Origin of the sequence: Kitasatospora sp. NPDC048407, assembly GCF_043200475.1 — a bacterium.
In the GTDB taxonomy this organism is placed as follows: Bacteria; Actinomycetota; Actinomycetes; order Streptomycetales; family Streptomycetaceae; genus Kitasatospora.
Window position 1 is genome coordinate 1 of sequence record NZ_JBICXW010000037.1, and the last position, 17398, is coordinate 17398.

The following is a 17398-nucleotide window of genomic DNA, read 5'->3' on the forward strand; positions in this document are numbered from 1 at the left end:
CCCCCCCCCCCCCCCCCCCCCCCCCCCCCCCCCCCCCCCCCCCCCCCCCCGGGCGCGCCCCCCCCCCCCGCGGGGCCCCCCCCCCGGCCGTTCAGGCAGCTCAGGAGACGAGCGGGAGCGTCAGCGCTCGCCCTCGCCGGCCGTTGCCGAGGTGCCGGAGAGGCGCTCGCTCTCGTCGTGTATCTCCACGGCGATCTTCTTGAGCTCGGGCTCGAACTTACGCCCGTGGTGGGCGCAGAACAGCAGCTCTCCACCGCTGGAAAGGACGACGCGCAGGTAGGCCTGAGCGCCGCAACGGTCGCAGCGGTCTGCCGCGGTGAGCGGGCTCGCAGGGGTCAGAACAGTAGTCACGTCGCCTCTTCTCTAGCTCGACGAGCTGTGTACCAGGATCAACATCCAACCAGGTCGAATTCGTTCCCGCTCGTGGCTTTTCTCTTTGAGGATTCTGCTGTCTCGTTGATGAGGGCGTGCCCCGGGCACCGGTGGTTCATGCGTACCGATTCCGATGGTCTGCCAATCACCTCGAACACCCGATCGGGCCGGGGAGCGAGGTCCGCGTAGCATAATCCTCCGCTGGGTTGGAGCATAAGCCCCGTCCCGGACCCCGTTTGACCGCATCGCAGCAGCTCCGCCGCCCTCCCCGGCCGCCCCGGTCCGCCAGGACCCGTGGTGTCGGCAGGGCATGGCAGGGTGGGGGCCGCGTTCGCGGTGGGAGTCGTGTTCGCGCAGCGCGTACAAGGCGCGCGGGCCTCGGCGGCCGAAGTCTCAGTTGCTGAGAGCATGCGGGGTGTCCGTCAACATCGTGGAGGAGTGCAGAGCGTGAGTGGAGAAAAGACCGTCCCGTCCTCACTGGTGACCGGCGAGGGCGGGTCCGACTACACCGCGCGGCATCTGCTCGTCCTCGAAGGGCTGGAGGCGGTCCGCAAGCGGCCGGGCATGTACATCGGGTCGACCGACAGTCGCGGCCTGATGCACTGCCTGTGGGAGATCATCGACAACTCGGTGGACGAGGCCCTCGGCGGGTTCTGCGACCGGATCGACGTGCTGCTGCACCAGGACGGCTCGGTCGAGGTGCGGGACAACGGCCGCGGCATCCCGGTGGACGTGGAGCCCAAGACCGGGCTGTCCGGCGTCGAGGTGGTGATGACCAAGCTGCACGCGGGCGGCAAGTTCGGCGGCGGCTCGTACGCGGCCTCCGGCGGTCTGCACGGCGTCGGCGCCTCGGTGGTGAACGCGCTGTCCGCCCGGCTGGACGTGGAGGTCGACCGCTCCGGCACCACCCACTCGATCAGCTTCCGGCGCGGCACCCCCGGCACGTTCGGCGAGGACGGCCCGGACGCGAAGTTCACGGCCGGCAGCGGAATGACCAAGAAGGGCAAGTTCGCCAAGACCCGGACCGGCACCCGGATCCGCTACTGGGCGGACCGGCAGATCTTCCTCAAGGACGCCAAGCTCTCGCTGGAATCGCTGCACGCCCGCGCCCGGCAGACCGCGTTCCTGGTGCCCGGCCTGACCATCGTGGTCCGTGACGAGCGGCTGACGGAGAGCGAGCAGGTCCAGGAGGACACCTTCCGCTTCGACGGCGGCATCAGCGAGTTCTGCGAGTTCCTCGCGCCCGACCGCCCGGTCTCCGACGTGCTGCGGCTGCGCGGCGAGGGCACCTTCAAGGAGACCGTCCCGGTGCTCGACGAGCTCGGGCACATGACCCCCACCGAGGTCACCCGCGAGCTCGGGGTGGACATCGCACTGCGCTGGGGCGCCGGTTACGACAGCACGGTGCGCTCCTTCGTCAACATCATCTCCACCCCCAAGGGCGGCACCCACGTCAACGGCTTCGAGCGGCAGCTCGCCAAGACCGTCAACGAGGTGCTGCGCGCCAGCAAACTGCTGCGGGTCGCCGAGGACGACATCAGCAAGGACGACGCGCTGGAGGGCCTGACCGCGGTGGTCACCGTCCGGCTGGCCGAGCCGCAGTTCGAGGGGCAGACCAAGGAGGTGCTGGGCACCTCGGCGGCCAACCGGATCGTGGCCGCGGTGGTGGCCAAGGAGCTGAAGAGCTTCCTCACCTCCGCCAAGAAGGACGAGAAGCTCCAGGCCCGGGCCGTGCTGGAGAAGGTCGTCGCCGCCGCCCGCACCCGGGTCGCCGCCCGGCAGCACAAGGAGGCCCAGCGCCGGAAGACCGCGCTGGAGACCTCCTCGCTGCCCGCCAAGCTGGCCGACTGCCGCAGCGACGACGTGGACCGCAGCGAACTGTTCATCGTCGAGGGCGACTCGGCGCTGGGCACCGCCAAGCTGGCCCGCAACTCCGAGTTCCAGGCGCTGCTGCCGATCCGCGGCAAGATCCTGAACGTCCAGAAGGCCTCGGTGAGCGACATGCTCAAGAACGCCGAGTGCGCGTCGATCATCCAGGTCATAGGAGCAGGCTCCGGCCGCACCTTCGACATCGACCAGGCCCGGTACGGCAAGGTCATCTTCATGGCCGACGCCGACGTCGACGGCTCCCACATCCGCACCCTGCTGCTGACGCTGTTCCACCGCTACATGCGGCCGATGGTCGAGCAGGGCCGGGTGTTCGCCGCGGTGCCGCCGCTGCACCGGATCGAACTGACCAACCCCAAGCGCGGCCAGGAGAAGTACCACTACACCTACTCGGACGCCGAACTGCGCCGCACCCTGCTGGAGTTCCAGGGCAAGGGGCTGCGCTGGAAGGACCCGATCCAGCGCTACAAGGGCCTCGGCGAGATGGACGCCGACCAGCTGGCGGAGACCACCGTGGACCCGCGGCACCGGATCCTGCGCCGGATCAACCTGGGCGACCTGGAGTCCGCGGAGAAGACCTTCGACCTGCTGATGGGCAACGACGTCGCGCCGCGGCGGGAGTTCATCGTGGATTCGGCGGCCACCCTGGACCGCTCCCGGATCGACGCCTGAGCAAGCCGCTCGCAAGGGCTCTCCACCCACGGGTGGAGAGCCCTTTCAGCTGCGGGATCAACCCGCGCTCCGAGGATTCCGCGGCCCGTGCTCCGTAGCGTTCGTGGTGTCGAGAACACCCCGCCCAGGAGGCACCCGAAATGACCGCCCTGTCCGATGTCCTGATCGCCGTCGCCGTGATCGTCCTCGTGGTCGGCCGGCAGCTGCGGGCCCGCCGGCTGGACACCGAACGCCGCTTCTGGCTGCTGCCGCTGGTGCTGGCCGCCGTCGCGCTGCGCGACCCGGTACTGATCGACCCGCAGCACAAGACCGCCGCCGCCGTCATCGTGGGCTGCTCGCTGATCACCACCGTCGGCATGGGCTGCGCCTGGGGCTGGACGGTGCGGATCTGGCGCGAGTCGGACGGTGCGCTGTGGACCAAGGGCACCGCCTCCACCGCGTTCGCCTGGGTCGGCGCGATCCTGATCCGCGCCGGCTGGTACGGGGTGGCCGTCGCGCTGCACATCCACCAGTCCAACAGCGTGCTGCTGCTGTCGCTCGGCCTGCTGCTGCTGACCCGCTCGGTGGCCATCCAGTGGCGGGCCAAGCACCTGGACGGCGGCAAGCAGCACACGCTGGCCGCCTGACGGCCCGTCGGACCACCAGAGCCGCCGGCCCCGCAACGGGGGTCGGCGGCACCGCCGTTGAGAGAGGAACAGCCGGTGAGCACGCTGGAACGCTGGACCCGGTGGCCGGCCGGGGACGTCCCGATCAGGGAACGCAGCTCCCGGGCCCGGCTCGTGCTGTCGTTCTTCGGCCGGGGCGCGATGCTGGCCGCCGTGCTGTTCGGGACCTTCGCCGAACAGCGGTACTCCGGCTGGCGGTTGCTGCCCCCGATCTTCTGGATCGCGGGATCGGCCGCCCTGTTCACCGGCTGGTTCTTCAACTGCCGGGCCCAGCGGCTGTGGCCCGCGCTGGGCTGCGCCGCCGGGCTGCTGGTGTTCTCCGCGCTGGCCCACGAAGGCGGCGCCGACACGCTGGCCTCGGTGATCTGGTGCGGGCTCGCGGTGCTCGCCGTGATCCGGCTGCCGCTGGCCGCCGGGCTGCTCACCGCCGGTGCCGCGCTGGGCAGTTACGGTCTCAGCTCGGGCGACTCGATGCTGATGATGCTGGCCGTCGCGGGCGGCCTCGGACTGCTCGGCTACCTGCTGCGCCTGGACAGCCAGGCCCGCGCCGCGCAGCGCGCCCTGCTCGCCCAGGAACGGGCCGCGCAGGTCGCGCAGGCGGAGTCCGCGGCGCTCGCCGAGCGGGCCAGGATCGCCCGGGAGATCCACGACGTCCTCGCGCACAGCCTGTCCGCGCAGCTGGTGCACCTGGAGGCGGCCCGGCTGATGCTGGACGCCGGCGCCGAACGGGCGGAGATCCGCGAACGGGTGGTCGCCGCCCGGCGGATGGCGCAGGACGGGCTGACCGAGACCCGGCAGGCGCTGTCCGCGCTGCGCGGCGAGTTCGCCCCCGTCACCGAGTTCGTGGCCGGACTGGCCGCGCAGTCCGGGGCCGAACTGGCCGTCGACGGGGTGCCCCGCCCGCTGCCCGCCGAGGCCGGACTGGCCGTCCGCCGGGTCGCCCAGGAGGCGCTGACCAACGCCCGCAAGCACGCGCCCGGCGGCCGGGTGGACGTCCGACTCGGCTACCTGGACGGTGCGGTGGAGCTGCGGGTGCACAACTCCCGGGCGCCCCGCGGCGGCCACCCGGTGCTGGGGGACAGCGGGAGCGGGTACGGTCTGCTCGGGATGCGCGAACGCGCGGAACTGCTCGGCGGCGAACTGCTGGCGGGCCCCGAGGAGGGAGGGTGGCGCGTGCTGCTGCGGGTGCCGACGTGACGGGTGCGGAGATGACGGGCGGACCGATCCGGGTGGTGGTCGCCGACGACCAGACCGTGGTCCGCGAGGGCATCGTGATGCTGCTCGGCCTGCTGCCGGGCATCACGGTGGTCGGCTCGGCGGCGGACGGCGAGGAGGCGGTGCGGCTGGTCGCCGAACACGCCCCCGACGTGGTGCTGATGGACCTGCGGATGCCGCGCTGCGACGGTGTGGAGGCCACCCGGCGGATCCGCGCCGAGCACCCGGGCACCGAGGTGGTGGTGCTCACCACGTACGCCGACGACGATTCGCTGTTCTCCGCGCTGCAGGCCGGGGCGCGCGGCTTCCTGACCAAGGACGCCGGCGCGGAGGAGATCGCCCGCGCGGTCGCGGACGTCCGTTCGGGCGCGGCTGGGCTCTCCCCGCAGGTCCAACTGCGGCTGCTGGAGCGGCTTTCGGGCGCGCCGAGCACCAGTCCGCCGCCGAGCGGGGCCCCGGAGCCGGTGCGGCCGTCGAAGCCCGAGGCCGGGAAAACCGCCCGGGCGGTGCTGCCGGACGGGCTGACCCAGCGGGAGGCCGAGGTGCTGGCGCTGATCGCGTCCGGACTGTCCAACGCGGAGATCGCCGAGAGGTTGTTCGTCAGCCCCGCAACGGTGAAAACCCATATCAACAACCTTTTCGCGAAGACGGCGGTCCGGGACCGTGCGCAGGCCGTCGCGTACGCCTTCAAGCATGGAATTTCCGAAGGTTTGTGAACGTACCGCCCTTTCGCCGCTTTGGTTGAAGGTTTCTTCATGGGTTTCGTTGTGTGGTTTGTGACACTCCATCATGGTTCGGTCGTAACGACCGAAATGATGAGGTGTCGGCAAGTGGCGCAGCAGGAGAGAGTCGACTGGTGGGCCGGGACCGCCGCCCCCCAACCGCGGGTGGTGGCGCCGCGGCGCAGTGCGGAAGTGGACGCGGTGCCGCCGGAGGACCGGGTCGGGGGCGCGGTGTACCGGAGCGTCCAGGACAGTGAGGCCTTCCAGGAGATCCGGCGGGGCTACCGCTCGTTCGTGTTCCCGGCCAGCGCCGGGTTCCTGGCCTGGTACCTGCTGTTCGTGACGGCCGAGGCCTTCATGCCGGACCTGCTGGGCCGCCGGATCGCCGGGCCGCTGAACGTGGCCTGGACGCTCGGCCTCGGCCAGTTCGCCTCGACGTTCCTGCTCACCTGGCTCTACGCCCGTAATGCCCGCACCAAGCGCGATCGAGCCGCCCTCGAGCTGCGCTGGGACACCCAGGACCAGCTGCGATGACCGCTCACCACCCCAACCACGGCCTCGCCGTCGCCCTGTTCGCCGTCGTCGTCGCGGTGACGCTGACCATCACCGTCTGGGTCGGCCGCCGCGGCCACGCCGCCGAGGACTTCTTCGCCGGCGGCCGGGACTTCTCCCCGCTGCAGAACGGCTTCGCGCTGTCCGGCGACTACCTGTCCGCCGCCTCCTTCCTGGGCGTGACCGGACTGATCGCGCTGTACGGCTACGACGGCGTGCTCTACAGCATCGGCTTCCTGGTCGCCTGGCTGGTCGTGCTGATGCTGGTGTCCGAACTGGTCCGCAACGCGGGCCGGTACACGCTGGCCGACGTGCTGGCGCTGCGGATGCGCCAGCGGCCGGTGCGGGCCGCGGCCGGCCTGTCGTCCATGGTCGTCACGCTGATGTACCTGATCGCGCAGATGGTCGGCGCGGGCAGCCTGGTCGCGCTGCTGCTGGGCACCAACAGCGGGGCCGCCAAGGCGTGGACCATCATCGGGGTCGGCGCCCTGATGATCGTCTACGTGACGGTCGGCGGAATGCGCGCCACCACCTGGATCCAGATCGTCAAGGCCTTCCTGCTGGTGGGCGGTTCGGTGCTGCTCACGGTGCTGGTGGTGGCCCGCTTCCACGGCGACCTGGGCGCGCTGATGGAGACCGCCGCGCGGCGCAGCGGCGAGGGCGAGAAGTACCTGCGGCCGGGCCTCAACTACGGCTCCAGCGCGCTCGACCGGCTGGACTTCGTCAGCCTCGGCCTGGCGCTGGTGCTCGGCACCGGCGGACTGCCGCACATCCTCAGCCGGTTCTACACGGTGCCGACCGCGCGGGCCGCCCGGCGCTCCACGATGTGGGCGATCGGCCTGATCGGCTCGTTCTACCTGATGGCGATCGTGCTCGGGCTCGGGGCGGGCGCGGTGGTCGGCGGACACGACCTCCGGGTGTCCAACTCGGCGGGCAACACGGCCGTTCCGCTGCTCGCCCTGGACCTCGGCGGCGGCGACGGCTCGACCTGGGGCCTGCTGCTGTTCGCGGTGATCTCGGCGATCGCGTTCGCCACCATCCTGGCGGTGGTCGCGGGGCTCACCCTGGCGTCCTCCGCGGCCTTCGCCCACGACCTGTACGCCCGGGCCTGGCGGCGGGAGGGCAGCCGGCAGGTGTCCGAGCGCGAGGAGGTGATCGCGGCCCGGGTCTCCGCCGTGGTGATCGGCGGGCTCGCGATCGTGCTCAGCCTCTACGCGCAGCGCCTGAACGTCGCCTTCCTGGTCGGCCTGGCGTTCGCGGTGGCCGCCTCGGCGAACCTGCCGACGCTGCTGTACTCGCTGTTCTGGAAGCGCTTCTCCACCCGGGGCGCGGTCTGGTCGGTTTACGGCGGCCTGGTCCCGGCGGTGGTGCTGGTGCTGTTCTCGCCGGTCGTCTCCGGGGCGAAGACCTCGGTGCTGCCCGGCATGGACTTCCACTGGTTCCCGCTGGAGAACCCCGGACTGGTCTCCATCCCGCTCGGCTTCCTGGCCGGCTGGCTGGGCACCCTGCTGGACCGGGAGCCCGCCGACGAGGACGGTTACGCCGAGCTGGAGGTCCGCGCCCTGACCGGCGCCGGAGCCGCCTGACGGAGCGTCGACGACGGGCCCCGCACCGGGTGGTGCGGGGCCCGTTCGTCATTCGGTGACGGCCGCGAGGGCGGTGACGTCCATCCGGGACGGGGTGCCCGGGGCCTTGCCGCAGCTCTCGGCGCGGGGCGGCTCGCTCGCGGCCTCCGCGACCGTCGCCCGCCAGCGGCGGCCGTCGGTGTGCGCGACCTCGACCGTCCAGCCGTCGCCGTCCGGGGACTGACGCATGGTCAGCGCGTCGGCGGCGCTCTCGCCGGTCAGGTCGCGGACGGCCTGCTCGGCGGCCTGGGACGGGCGGGGCCAGTACGAGCGGCCGCGCGCGTGGGCGGGGACGGTGTGGCCGGCGGCGGTGGCGGACAGCACCTCCTTGGCGGACTCCGCGGTGAGCCGGCCGTACGCGTAGCCGTGCGGCAGCACCAGCATGGTGGGGGAGAAGCGGTGGCCGCCGAGGTGGGTGACCTCCCAGACCTCGCTGTGGCCGGCGGACAGCAGGTCGGCGGCCAGCGGGCGGCCGAGCAGTGCGCAGCAGCGGTCGCGGCGGCCGTTGGTGCACACCAGGGCGATCGGGCCGCCGATGTGTTCGCTGCCGAAGCCGTCGTGGCGGCCCGCGCCGAGGGCGGCGAAGTCGAGGCCGAGCAGTTCGGCGGGGGAGTCCAGCCGGGCCCGGCGCACCCACGGGTCGGCGGGCGCGGTGTGCGCGATCAGCACCTCGTGGCGGGCCGCGGTGTCGGTGTCGGCGTGCCGGCCGGGCCGGCGGATCAGCGCGATCCGGACACCGGTGCCCTCGGCCGCCAGCTCCAGCGCGGCGCCGAGCTCGTGGTCGAGGTGGCTGGCGGTGAGCGCCTGGGCGCCCCACGGGCCGGGCTGTTCGAGCAGCAGCCAGGTGGTGGCGGTGGCCGCGGTGGCGGCCAGCGGCTCGGTCAGTTCGCGCGACAGCGTCGTACAGGTGCTCACCTGCCCACCTTATGTCCGGGTGGCGGTGCGGGGTGGACGGAGCTTCGCGTGCGGAGCGTCGCGGCGGGCACGGATTATGCTGAGCCCCATTACCTGGAGTTGACGTTATTTTGGGGGAGTCTTGGGGTCGTTTTTCGCGGTCGACGTGGCGGACCTGGACCGTCTGCTGGCTGACCTGCACCGCAGTCAGGACGAGCTGCGCACCGCGTTGAACGCGATGCGCGACACCGGGCCGAAGACCACCGGCGCCACGTCGCTGGACCACGCCTGCGACGAGTTCCACGACAGCTGGGACGACGCGATCAAGAAGATCGCCGAGTCCACCCAGCAGGTGGAGGAGGGGCTGACCATCACCCGGCGGGCCTACGCGGAGACCGACCAGGCCCTGCGCGACGCGTTCGGCGGCGGTGCCGCGTGAACGACACGGCGCAGTTCCCGGCGCTGGGCTTCGACCCGGCACCCGGAAACCCGGGCAGCGTGGACGAGTTGGTGCGGCGGCTGACCACCGCGGCCGGGGCGCTGGAGAGTGCCCACGGCACCCTGGAGCGGCTCACCCGGGCCGGCGGCAGCTGGCGCGGCGACGCGGCGCGCGCGTTCGCCGGGAAGGTCGGCGAACTGCCCGGCCTGCTCCGCGACAGCGACGACGCGGTGCGCACGGCGGCCCGGCAACTGGAGAACTGGCGCGGCCAGTTGACGCACTTCCAGGAGGTGGCGAGACGCTACGAGGCGGACGCGGAGGCGGCCAAGCGGCGCTGCGAGACCTGCGAGCGTCAGCAGGACGGCGCTCGCTCGCGGTACGAGACGGCGGCCGGCGCCCCGGCGTTCCGGCTGGCCGGGCGGATGTACACCGACGACGCGCAGCTGCGGCAGGCCCAGGCCGAGATCGACGCCGCGCAGCGCGAGTTGAACGCGGCCGGCGAGGAACTCGACGACGCCAAGCAGGCGTTGGAGAACGCCGAGGACGCCTTCCGGGCGATAGTGAAGCAGGCGAAGGAACTTCGCGAGGATCACCAGGACGAGGCCGCGAAGGTCGCCCGGGCCCTGCGCAAGGCAAACCAGAACGCGCCGTCCACCAGCATGTGGGACGGCTTCAAGGACGCCCTGAAGCGGGCCGGGCACGCGCTCAAGGAGTGGGCCACCAAGCACGCCGACCTGCTGAAGAAGATCGGCGACTGGCTGGGCATCGCCTCCACCATCCTGGGCGTGGCAGCCCTGTGCACCCTGTGGTTCCCGCCGCTGTCCGGCGCGCTGGCGTTGGCCGGCGGCGTGCTCTCGGCGGGTGCGCTGGCCAGCCACGGCCTGGCGAAGCTCGGCGGCGCGGACGTCAGCGCGATGGACCTGGTCGGCGACGGGCTGGGTGCGCTGCCCTTCGGCAAGCTGGTCGGAACGGCGGCCAAGCCGGTCATGAAGGTCACCACCAAGCTGGTCCCGAAGATCGAGAAGGTGGCGCTGGAGACCGGCGGGACGGTGATGCGGCAGACCGGCGGGAAGGTCCGGGAGATCGCCAAGAGCCAGATCGTCGACCACATGGGCGACGCACTGCGCGGGTCGGCCGTCCGGGTCACCGAGATCGGCGCGGAGGGCGCGCTGAAGACCACCTTCAAGGCGCTGCCCGGCATGGGCAACCGGATGAAGTTCGCCTGGGAGAAGCACGTCGCCGAGTCGGTGTACGGCACCGCGGTCGACACGTTCAAGTCCACCCGGGTCGCCAACCTGCCAGGCCTGCGCTCGATCCCCTCGTTCCAGAACGCGATCCGGGCCGACGGCAGCCTCGACCCGATGTCCTGGTGGAGCCGGGGCATCAACGGGGTGCCCTCGCTGCCGGGCATCGTCACCGGCATCCACGACCAGTTCAGCGGAGGCAACTGATGTACGGCACACCGCCGTTGACGTACGGCACAGCGCCGTTGACCCCGTCGGCGGGGCGGCGCTCGCGGATCGGGCTGGTGCTGTGGTTCGCCGTCCAGTGGGTGCTGGTCCCGCTGGACCTGATGGCCCGGCTGCTGTACGTGCCGGTATTCGTGGTGATCGAGGTGGCCACCGACCTGGAGTGGCCGGACCGGGGCTGGCTGCGGATGCTGCTGCGGCCGCTGACCAGGTTCGTCGGCCCGGTCCGGCTGGTCCGCGAGTGGGGCGACGGCGAGCGGCTCTGGGACGCCCGGATGGCGGCGATCTGCCGCACCGCGGCCGCGGCCTACGCGCGCCGGCCGGCCGGGAAGCAGGAGCTCGACGGCTGGGCCGGGCTGCGCTGGGGAAGCGAGATGTCCGCGTTCCTGCTCTCCCCGAAGGACTACCGGGGCGTGCGGCCGGAGCGGATCCACGCGATCGCCGCCGAGCACGGCCTGACGGCCCGCTCCGCGGGCGAGTTCGGCGTCGAGCTGGCCCCCGTTGCCCCCGTGGCCGCGTGGAACCGGACGGTGGCCCGATGAGCAGCTACACCTTCGACGTGCCGGTGCACTTCCACGACCTCGGCATGCACCTGGACGATGATCAACGCGCCGTCCACCTGCGGGAGTTGGCGTGCGAGATATGGGCGGGCGGCACCGAGGCGCAGCGTGCGGGCGTCCAGCAGTTCTACGGCGAGCTGGCCGACGCCGCCGCCGAGGACGGTGCGAGCTACGCCGGGGTGTGCCTGATGGCCACCGAGGACGACCGGGTGTCCACCGCGTCGCTGGTGGCCCGCAGCGAGACGCTGGAGCCGGCGGCCGACCCGGAGGCGGTGATCGAGACGCTGGAGGAGGTCCTCTCGCTGGACCCGGCCGCCGACGTGCACCGCACCGAGACCGAGCAGGGCCCGGCCGTGGTGGCGTTCAGCGGCGTCGAGTGGACGCCGGTGCCCGAGCAGCCGGCGCTGCCGCTGGTCCGGATGGACGTCTACCTGCCGCTGCCGGAGATCTCCGAGCTGCTGGTGTTCTCGTTGACGACGCCGTCGCTGCCCGACCTGCCGGAGTACGTCGCGCTGCTGTCCGAACTGACCGACACCGTCGAGGTGTTGACGGACGATCCGGCGCCGCTGCCGGTGCAGCGCCCCGCGGAGCGCGTGCCGCTGTTCTGAATCCGCACGGGTGAAAACGGCGGGCGCCCCCTCGTGCGAGGGGGCGCCCGCCGTTTCGTCACATCCGGCCGCCGACCGCCGCGATCTGCGCCGGCACCGGGGTGCCGGAGCCGTCGCGGCGCGGGTCGCGCTCCGGGAGGGTGACGGGCTGGCCGTTGGCGGCGGCGCCGAGGGCGGGCACCGGGCCGGCCCAGGCGAACGCCAGGCCGTCCTCGCCGCGCAGGAAGCGCTGGCAGCGGACGCCGCCGGTGGCCCGGCCCTTGCGCGGGTACTGGTCGAACGGGGTGAGCTTCCAGCTGGTCTGCTGTTCGCCGTCCAGCGTGCCGGTGGCGGCGGCCACCGAGAGGACCACCGCGTCCTCGGCCGGGTCGACGGCGGTGAAGGACAGCACCCGGGCGCCGTCGGCCAGCTTGATGCCGGCCATGCCGCCGGCCGGGCGGCCCTGCGGGCGGACCTGGCTCGCCTGGTAGCGCAGCAGCTGGGCGTCGGAGGTGAGGAAGACCAGGTCCTCCTCGCCGGTGCGCAGTTCGACCGCGCCGATCAGGGTGTCGCCGTCCTTGAGCGCGATCACCTCGAACTCGTCCTTGTTGGCGGGCCATTCGGGCACCACCCGCTTGACCGTGCCCTGCACGGTGCCGAGCGCCAGGCCCGGCGAGGACTCGTCCAGGGTGGTCAGCGCCAGCGCCGTCTCGTCGGCCTCCAGCCGGAGGAACTCGGAGACCGCGGCCCCGCCGGCCAGCGCCGTGGTGCCCGGGGGCAGCGCCGGCAGGTCGATGACCGGCAGGCGCAGCACCCGGCCGGCCGTGGTGACCACGCCGATGTCGCCGCGCGCGGTGGCGGGGACGGCGGAGACCAGCACGTCGTGCTTGGCCCGGGACGGCTCGTCGGTGACCGGCTCCAGGTCGAAGGTGCGGGCGAGCAGGCCGGTGGAGGACAGCAGCACCCGGCACGGGTCGTCCGCGACCTCCAGCGGCACCGACAGCGCCGCCGACGGCACCGATCCGGCCTCCAGCAGCACGGTGCGCCGCTCGGTGCCGAACTGCTTGGCCACCGCGCCGAGTTCGGAGGACACCACGGAACGCAGCTTGGTGTCGGACTCCAGGATCTCGGTCAGCTCGGCGATCTCCTTGAGCAGCTTGGCCTGCTCGGCCTCCAGCTCGACCCGGTCGAAGCGGGTGAGCCGGCGCAGCGGGGTGTCCAGGATGTACGCGGTCTGCGTCTCGGAGATGCCGAAGCGCTCCATCAGCCGGTTCTTGGCCTGGGCCGCGTCGTCGCTGTTGCGGATGATCGCGATCACCTCGTCGATGTCGACCAGGGCGATCAGCAGGCCCTCGACCAGGTGCAGTCGGTCCTGGCGCTTGCGGCGGCGGAAGTCGCTGCGGCGCTTGACCACCGTGAAGCGGTGGTCGACGTAGACCTCCAGCAGCTCCTTCAGGCCCAGCGTCAGCGGCTGGCCGTCCACCAGCGCCACGTTGTTGATGCCGAAGGTCTCCTCCATCGGCGTCAACTTGTACAGCTGCTCCAGCAGCGCCTCGGGGACGAAGCCGTTCTTCACCTCGATGACGAGGCGCAGGCCGTGCTCGCGGTCGGTGAGGTCCTTGACGTCGGCGATGCCCTGGAGCTTCTTCGCGTTGACCAGGTCCTTGATCTTCGCGATCACCTTCTCCGGGCCGACGGTGTACGGCAGTTCGGTGACCACGATGCCCTTGCGGCGGGCGGTGACGTTCTCGATCGTGGTGGTGGCGCGGATCTTGAAGGTGCCGCGGCCGGACTCGTACGCGTCGCGGATGCCGGACAGGCCGACGATCCGGCCGCCGGTCGGCAGGTCCGGGCCGGGGACGAACCGCATCAGGGTTTCCAGGTCCGCGGCCGGGTGCTTGATCAAGTGCCGGGCGGCGGCCACCACTTCGGACAGGTTGTGCGGCGGCATGTTGGTGGCCATGCCGACCGCGATTCCGGTGGCGCCGTTGACCAGCAGGTTCGGGTACGCCGAGGGGAGCACCTGGGGCTCCTGCTCGGAGCCGTCGTAGTTCGGGCCGAAGTCGACGGTGTCCTCGTGGATCGACTCCACCATCGACATCGAGGCGGCCGTCAGCCGGGACTCGGTGTAGCGCATCGCGGCCGGCGGGTCGTCGTTGCCGAGCGAGCCGAAGTTTCCGTGACCGTCGATCAGCGGCAGCCGCATCGAGAACGGCTGCGCCATGCGTACCACGGCGTCGTAGATCGAGGCGTCGCCGTGCGGGTGGAGACGGCCCATCACCTCGCCGACCAGGCGGGCGCACTTGACGTGGCCGCGCTCCGGGCGCAGGCCCATTTCGTTGGCCTGGTAGAGGATCCGGCGATGCACCGGCTTCAGGCCGTCGCGGGCGTCCGGCAGGGCCCGGGAGTAGATCACCGAGTAGGCGTACTCCAGGAACGAGCCCTGCATCTCGTCCACGACATCGACATCGAGGATGCGCTCCTCGAAGTCACCGGGCGGCGGGGTGGGCGAACTGCGGCGGGCCATCGCTGCGGGGCTCCCTTGCGGTACTGGGGTGGGCAGGGCCAAGGCATGAACGCCCCCCATTGTGGACCCTCGGTGGGACACCGCCTGTCACCCGGGCCGCTTCCGCCGCTGGCGAACGCGCCCGACGCACGGACACCTGACGGCACCACCGGGCGTTGCACCAGAATGGGGGACGTCACAAGCCCCCGGCCCGGACACTCCGGAACCGACGACGGGAAGGACCCCCGCATGGCCAACCCCGGCCCCGCCAGCGGCCTCGCCATCACCGAACACCGCCTGGCCAACGGCCTGCGCGTCGTGCTCTCCGAGGACCACCTCACTCCGGTCACGGCCGTGTGCCTGTGGTACGACGTGGGCTCCCGGCACGAGGTGAAGGGGCGCACCGGTCTGGCCCACCTCTTCGAGCACCTGATGTTCCAGGGCTCGGCGAACGTCTCCAACAACGGGCACTTCGAACTGGTCCAGGGCGCCGGCGGCTCGCTCAACGGCACCACCAGCTTCGAGCGCACCAACTACTTCGAGACCATGCCCGCGCACCAACTGGAGCTCGCGCTCTGGCTGGAGGCCGACCGGATGGGCTCGCTGCTGGCCGCCCTGGACGACACGTCCATGGAGAACCAGCGCGACGTGGTGAAGAACGAGCGCCGCCAGCGCTACGACAACGTGCCCTACGGCACCGCGTTCGAGAAGCTCACCGCGCTGTCCTTCCCCGGCGAGCACCCCTACCACCACACCCCGATCGGCTCGATGGCCGACCTGGACGCCGCCACCCTGGAGGACGCCCGGGCGTTCTTCCGGACGTACTACGCGCCCAACAACGCGGTGCTGTCGATCGTCGGCGACCTCGACCCCGAGCAGACCATCGCCTGGGTGGAGAAGTACTTCGGCTCCATCCCCAGCCACGACGGCAAGCAGCCGCCGCGCGACGGCTCGCTGCCCGACACCATCGGTGCCGAGGTGCGCGAGCTGATCCGCGAGGACGTCCCCTCCCGCGCGCTGATGGCCGCCTACCGGCTGCCGCACGACGGCACCCGCGAGGCCGACGCCGCCGACCTGGCGCTGACCATCCTCGGCAGCGGCGAGTCCTCCCGGCTGTACAACCGGCTGGTCCGCCGCGACCGCACCGCCGTCGCGGCCGGCTTCGGCCTGCTGCGGCTGGCCGGCGCGCCCTCGCTGGGCTGGCTGGACGTCAAGGCCGGTGGCGACGCCACCCTGGAGCAGATCGAGACCGCCGTCGACGAGGAGCTCGCCCGGTTCGCCGCCGAGGGCCCCACCGCCGAGGAACTCGAGCGCGCCCAGGCCCAGATCGAGCGGGAGTGGCTGGACCGGCTCACCACGGTGGCCGGCCGCGCCGACGAACTCTGCCGCTACGCCGTGCTGTTCGGCGACCCGAAGCTGCTCAACAGCGCCCTGCCGAAGGTCCTCGACGTCACCGCCGAGGAAGTCCGCGAGGTGGCCGCCGCGCGGCTGCGCCCCGACAACCGGGCGGTGCTGGTGTACGAGCCGACCCCCGACGACAGCACCGACGACGACAGCTCCGAGAACGAGGAGGCGGCGGCATGAGCGACACCCCCGCGCAGTACATCCCGGCGATGGACTTCCACCCGCAGCCGCAGCCCGGCACCCCCACCCCGTGGGCGTTCCCGGCTCCCGAACGGCTCACCCTGGCCAACGGCCTGACGGTGCTGCACTGCCACCGCCCCGGCCAGCAGCTGGTCGCCGTCGACGTGGTGGTGGACGCGCCGCTGGCCGCCGAGCCCGAGGGCCTGGACGGCGTCGCCTCGATCCTGTCCCGGGCGCTCTCCGAGGGCACCGACACGCTCACCGCCGAGGAGTTCGCGGCCGAGCTGGAGCGGGCCGGCGCCACCCTGGACGCGCACGCCGACCACCCGGCGCTGCGGGTCTCGCTGGAGGTCCCGGCCTCCCGGCTGGAGCGCGGCCTCACCCTGCTCGGCGACGCCCTGCGGGTGCCGGCGCTGCCCGCGGACGAGATCGAGCGGCTGGTCGCCAACCGCCTCGACGAGATCGTCCACGAGCAGGCCAACCCGTCCCGGCGCTCGGCCAAGGCGCTGTACGCCACGCTGTTCGCCGAGGCCGACCGGCTGTCCCGGCCGCGGGCCGGCTCCACCGACAGCGTCAAGCGGATCGACCGGGACGCGGTGAAGGCGTACTACGACGCCCACCTGCGCCCGTCCACCACCACCGCCGTGGTGGTCGGCGACCTCACCGGCATCGACCTGACCGCGCTGCTGGAGTCCACCCTCGGCCGGTGGACCGGCGAGAGCGCCGAGCCGTCGGTGCACGGCCCGGTGGTCGCCGACGACACCGGCCGGGTGGTCATCGTCGACCGGCCCGGCTCGGTGCAGACCCAGCTGCTGATCGGCCGGATCGGTCCGGACCGGCACGACCCGGCGTGGGCCGCGCAGGTCCTCGGCATCTACTGCCTCGGCGGCACCCTCACCTCCCGGCTCGACCGGGTGCTGCGCGAGGAGAAGGGCTACACCTACGGCGTCCGGGCGTTCGCCCAGTCGCTGCGCTCCGCCGCCGACGGCTCCGGCCGCGGGCTGCTGGCGATCAGCGGCTCGGTGGACACCGAGTCCACCGCGCCCGCGCTGGAGGACACCTGGACCATCCTGCGCACGCTGGCCGCCGAGGGCCTGACCGACGCGGAGCGCGAGGAGGCCGTCCAGTTCCTGGTCGGCGTCGCCCCGCTGAAGTACGAGACGGCCGGGTCGGTCGCCGCCACCCTGGCCGACCAGGTCGAGCAGTACCTGCCGGACACCTACCAGGCCGAGCTGTACCGGCAGCTGGCCGAGCTCGACACCGACGCGGCCACCCGCGCCGTGGTCGCCGCCTTCCCGCCGGACCGGCTGGTCACCGTGCTGGTCGGCGACGCCTCGGTGATCGCCGAGCCGGTCAAGGCGCTCGGTATCGGGGACGTCACGGTCATCGCCAACTGACCTGCTGCGCACGAGGGTCCGACGGGGCATCGGCTCCGTCGGGCCCTCGGCGTTTTAATCGATTGCGCCACCGCCGCCGGGCGTGGGTAGATATCCCCGGCCGGGCGAGAGGCGCGCGGTCGCGACGAAAGCGGAAGGAGGCGGTCACCATGCGGGTCGAGCCACGACGACGCTCCCCGAGGCTGCCCTTCCGTTGTTCGTACCGAACTGCCTGAGCAGTCGCCGCGCAGCACCGTCTGCCGCCCGCGGTCC

15 protein-coding genes are annotated in these 17398 nt (G+C 72.3%); 12 read left to right on the forward strand and 3 right to left on the reverse strand.

Going from position 1 to position 17398, the window contains the following annotated elements; translation table 11 throughout:
* Positions 1-120: 120 nt before the first annotated feature.
* Complete coding sequence (locus tag ACGFWJ_RS35015) at positions 121-351, reverse strand: hypothetical protein (protein WP_387648848.1); 231 nt, start codon at positions 349-351, stop codon at positions 121-123.
* 429 nt (positions 352-780) lie between these two features.
* Between ACGFWJ_RS35015 and ACGFWJ_RS35020 the strand changes: the two genes are divergently transcribed.
* The 6 genes from ACGFWJ_RS35020 to ACGFWJ_RS35045 all read left to right on the forward strand — a co-directional run bounded on the left by ACGFWJ_RS35020 (position 781) and on the right by ACGFWJ_RS35045 (position 7671).
* Positions 781-2931 carry a type IIA DNA topoisomerase subunit B gene (locus ACGFWJ_RS35020; RefSeq protein WP_387866681.1) on the forward strand — a complete coding sequence of 717 codons (2151 nt, stop codon included), beginning with the start codon at positions 781-783 and terminating at the stop codon, positions 2929-2931.
* A 140-nt stretch (positions 2932-3071) separates the two neighbouring features.
* The gene (locus ACGFWJ_RS35025; protein WP_392956717.1) at positions 3072-3557 is read left to right on the forward strand and encodes a DUF1453 domain-containing protein; all 486 of its coding nucleotides are present in this window, start codon (positions 3072-3074) and stop codon (positions 3555-3557) included.
* 75 nt (positions 3558-3632) lie between these two features.
* Entirely contained in the window at positions 3633-4793 is a 1161-nt protein-coding gene (locus ACGFWJ_RS35030; RefSeq protein ID WP_392956718.1) for a sensor histidine kinase, read from the forward strand.
* An 11-nt stretch (positions 4794-4804) separates the two neighbouring features.
* Positions 4805-5527, forward strand: coding sequence for a response regulator (locus tag ACGFWJ_RS35035; RefSeq protein WP_392956756.1), 723 nt, complete (start codon positions 4805-4807; stop codon positions 5525-5527).
* Positions 5528-5641: 114 nt separating this feature from the next.
* A complete protein-coding gene (locus tag ACGFWJ_RS35040) occupies positions 5642-6067 on the forward strand; it encodes a DUF485 domain-containing protein (protein ID WP_387648861.1) in 426 nt (141 codons plus the stop codon).
* Positions 6064-7671, forward strand: a complete 1608-nt coding sequence (locus tag ACGFWJ_RS35045) for a cation acetate symporter (protein ID WP_392956719.1) — start codon at positions 6064-6066, stop codon at positions 7669-7671. Before ACGFWJ_RS35040 ends, ACGFWJ_RS35045 begins: the two co-directional genes overlap by 4 nt.
* 48 nt (positions 7672-7719) lie before the next feature.
* Here ACGFWJ_RS35045 and ACGFWJ_RS35050 read toward each other — a convergent pair whose 3' ends face one another.
* Positions 7720-8625: a sucrase ferredoxin gene (locus ACGFWJ_RS35050; protein ID WP_392956720.1), complete on the reverse strand. Its 906-nt coding sequence runs from the start codon at positions 8623-8625 to the stop codon at positions 7720-7722.
* Between the two features lie 121 nt (positions 8626-8746).
* Between ACGFWJ_RS35050 and ACGFWJ_RS35055 the strand changes: the two genes are divergently transcribed.
* Genes ACGFWJ_RS35055 through ACGFWJ_RS35070 form a run of 4 tightly spaced genes read left to right on the forward strand, consistent with a single transcriptional unit; the run spans position 8747 to position 11680 of the window.
* Positions 8747-9043, forward strand: coding sequence for a WXG100 family type VII secretion target (locus tag ACGFWJ_RS35055; RefSeq protein ID WP_380476393.1), 297 nt, complete (start codon positions 8747-8749; stop codon positions 9041-9043).
* Positions 9040-10494 carry a putative T7SS-secreted protein gene (locus ACGFWJ_RS35060; protein WP_392956722.1) on the forward strand — a complete coding sequence of 485 codons (1455 nt, stop codon included), beginning with the start codon at positions 9040-9042 and terminating at the stop codon, positions 10492-10494. The genes ACGFWJ_RS35055 and ACGFWJ_RS35060 overlap by 4 nt, the downstream gene beginning before the upstream one ends.
* On the forward strand, positions 10494-11054 hold the full coding sequence (locus ACGFWJ_RS35065) for a hypothetical protein (protein ID WP_392956723.1): 561 nt from the start codon (positions 10494-10496) through the stop codon (positions 11052-11054). The genes ACGFWJ_RS35060 and ACGFWJ_RS35065 overlap by 1 nt, the downstream gene beginning before the upstream one ends.
* Entirely contained in the window at positions 11051-11680 is a 630-nt protein-coding gene (locus tag ACGFWJ_RS35070) for a hypothetical protein (protein WP_392956725.1), read from the forward strand. Before ACGFWJ_RS35065 ends, ACGFWJ_RS35070 begins: the two co-directional genes overlap by 4 nt.
* A 58-nt stretch (positions 11681-11738) precedes the next feature.
* Here the strand turns inward: ACGFWJ_RS35070 and ACGFWJ_RS35075 are convergent, their stop codons facing one another.
* Entirely contained in the window at positions 11739-14186 is a 2448-nt protein-coding gene (locus tag ACGFWJ_RS35075) for a DNA topoisomerase (ATP-hydrolyzing) subunit A (protein WP_392956727.1), read from the reverse strand.
* 228 nt (positions 14187-14414) lie between these two features.
* Here ACGFWJ_RS35075 and ACGFWJ_RS35080 point away from each other — a divergent pair, with 228 nt between their 5' ends.
* The gene (locus tag ACGFWJ_RS35080; RefSeq protein ID WP_392956730.1) at positions 14415-15749 is read left to right on the forward strand and encodes a M16 family metallopeptidase; all 1335 of its coding nucleotides are present in this window, start codon (positions 14415-14417) and stop codon (positions 15747-15749) included.
* Positions 15750-15778: 29 nt separating this feature from the next.
* On the forward strand, positions 15779-17146 hold the full coding sequence (locus tag ACGFWJ_RS35085; protein WP_392956757.1) for a M16 family metallopeptidase: 1368 nt from the start codon (positions 15779-15781) through the stop codon (positions 17144-17146).
* Positions 17147-17398: the final 252 nt, after the last annotated feature.

Excerpts from the sequence above, each read along its gene's own strand:
- ACGFWJ_RS35020 (WP_387866681.1), top strand. The coding sequence starts at position 781 with ATGCGGGGTGTCCGTCAACATCGTGGAGGAGTGCAGAGCGTGAGTGGA.
- ACGFWJ_RS35025 (WP_392956717.1), top strand. The coding sequence starts at position 3,072 with ATGACCGCCCTGTCCGATGTCCTGATCGCCGTCGCCGTGATCGTCCTC.
- ACGFWJ_RS35035 (WP_392956756.1), top strand. The coding sequence starts at position 4,805 with ATGACGGGCGGACCGATCCGGGTGGTGGTCGCCGACGACCAGACCGTG.
- ACGFWJ_RS35045 (WP_392956719.1), top strand. The coding sequence starts at position 6,064 with ATGACCGCTCACCACCCCAACCACGGCCTCGCCGTCGCCCTGTTCGCC.
- ACGFWJ_RS35065 (WP_392956723.1), top strand. The coding sequence starts at position 10,494 with ATGTACGGCACACCGCCGTTGACGTACGGCACAGCGCCGTTGACCCCG.
- ACGFWJ_RS35070 (WP_392956725.1), top strand. The coding sequence starts at position 11,051 with ATGAGCAGCTACACCTTCGACGTGCCGGTGCACTTCCACGACCTCGGC.
- ACGFWJ_RS35075 (WP_392956727.1), bottom strand. The coding sequence starts at position 14,186 with ATGGCCCGCCGCAGTTCGCCCACCCCGCCGCCCGGTGACTTCGAGGAG.
- ACGFWJ_RS35080 (WP_392956730.1), top strand. The coding sequence starts at position 14,415 with ATGGCCAACCCCGGCCCCGCCAGCGGCCTCGCCATCACCGAACACCGC.
- ACGFWJ_RS35085 (WP_392956757.1), top strand. The coding sequence starts at position 15,779 with ATGGACTTCCACCCGCAGCCGCAGCCCGGCACCCCCACCCCGTGGGCG.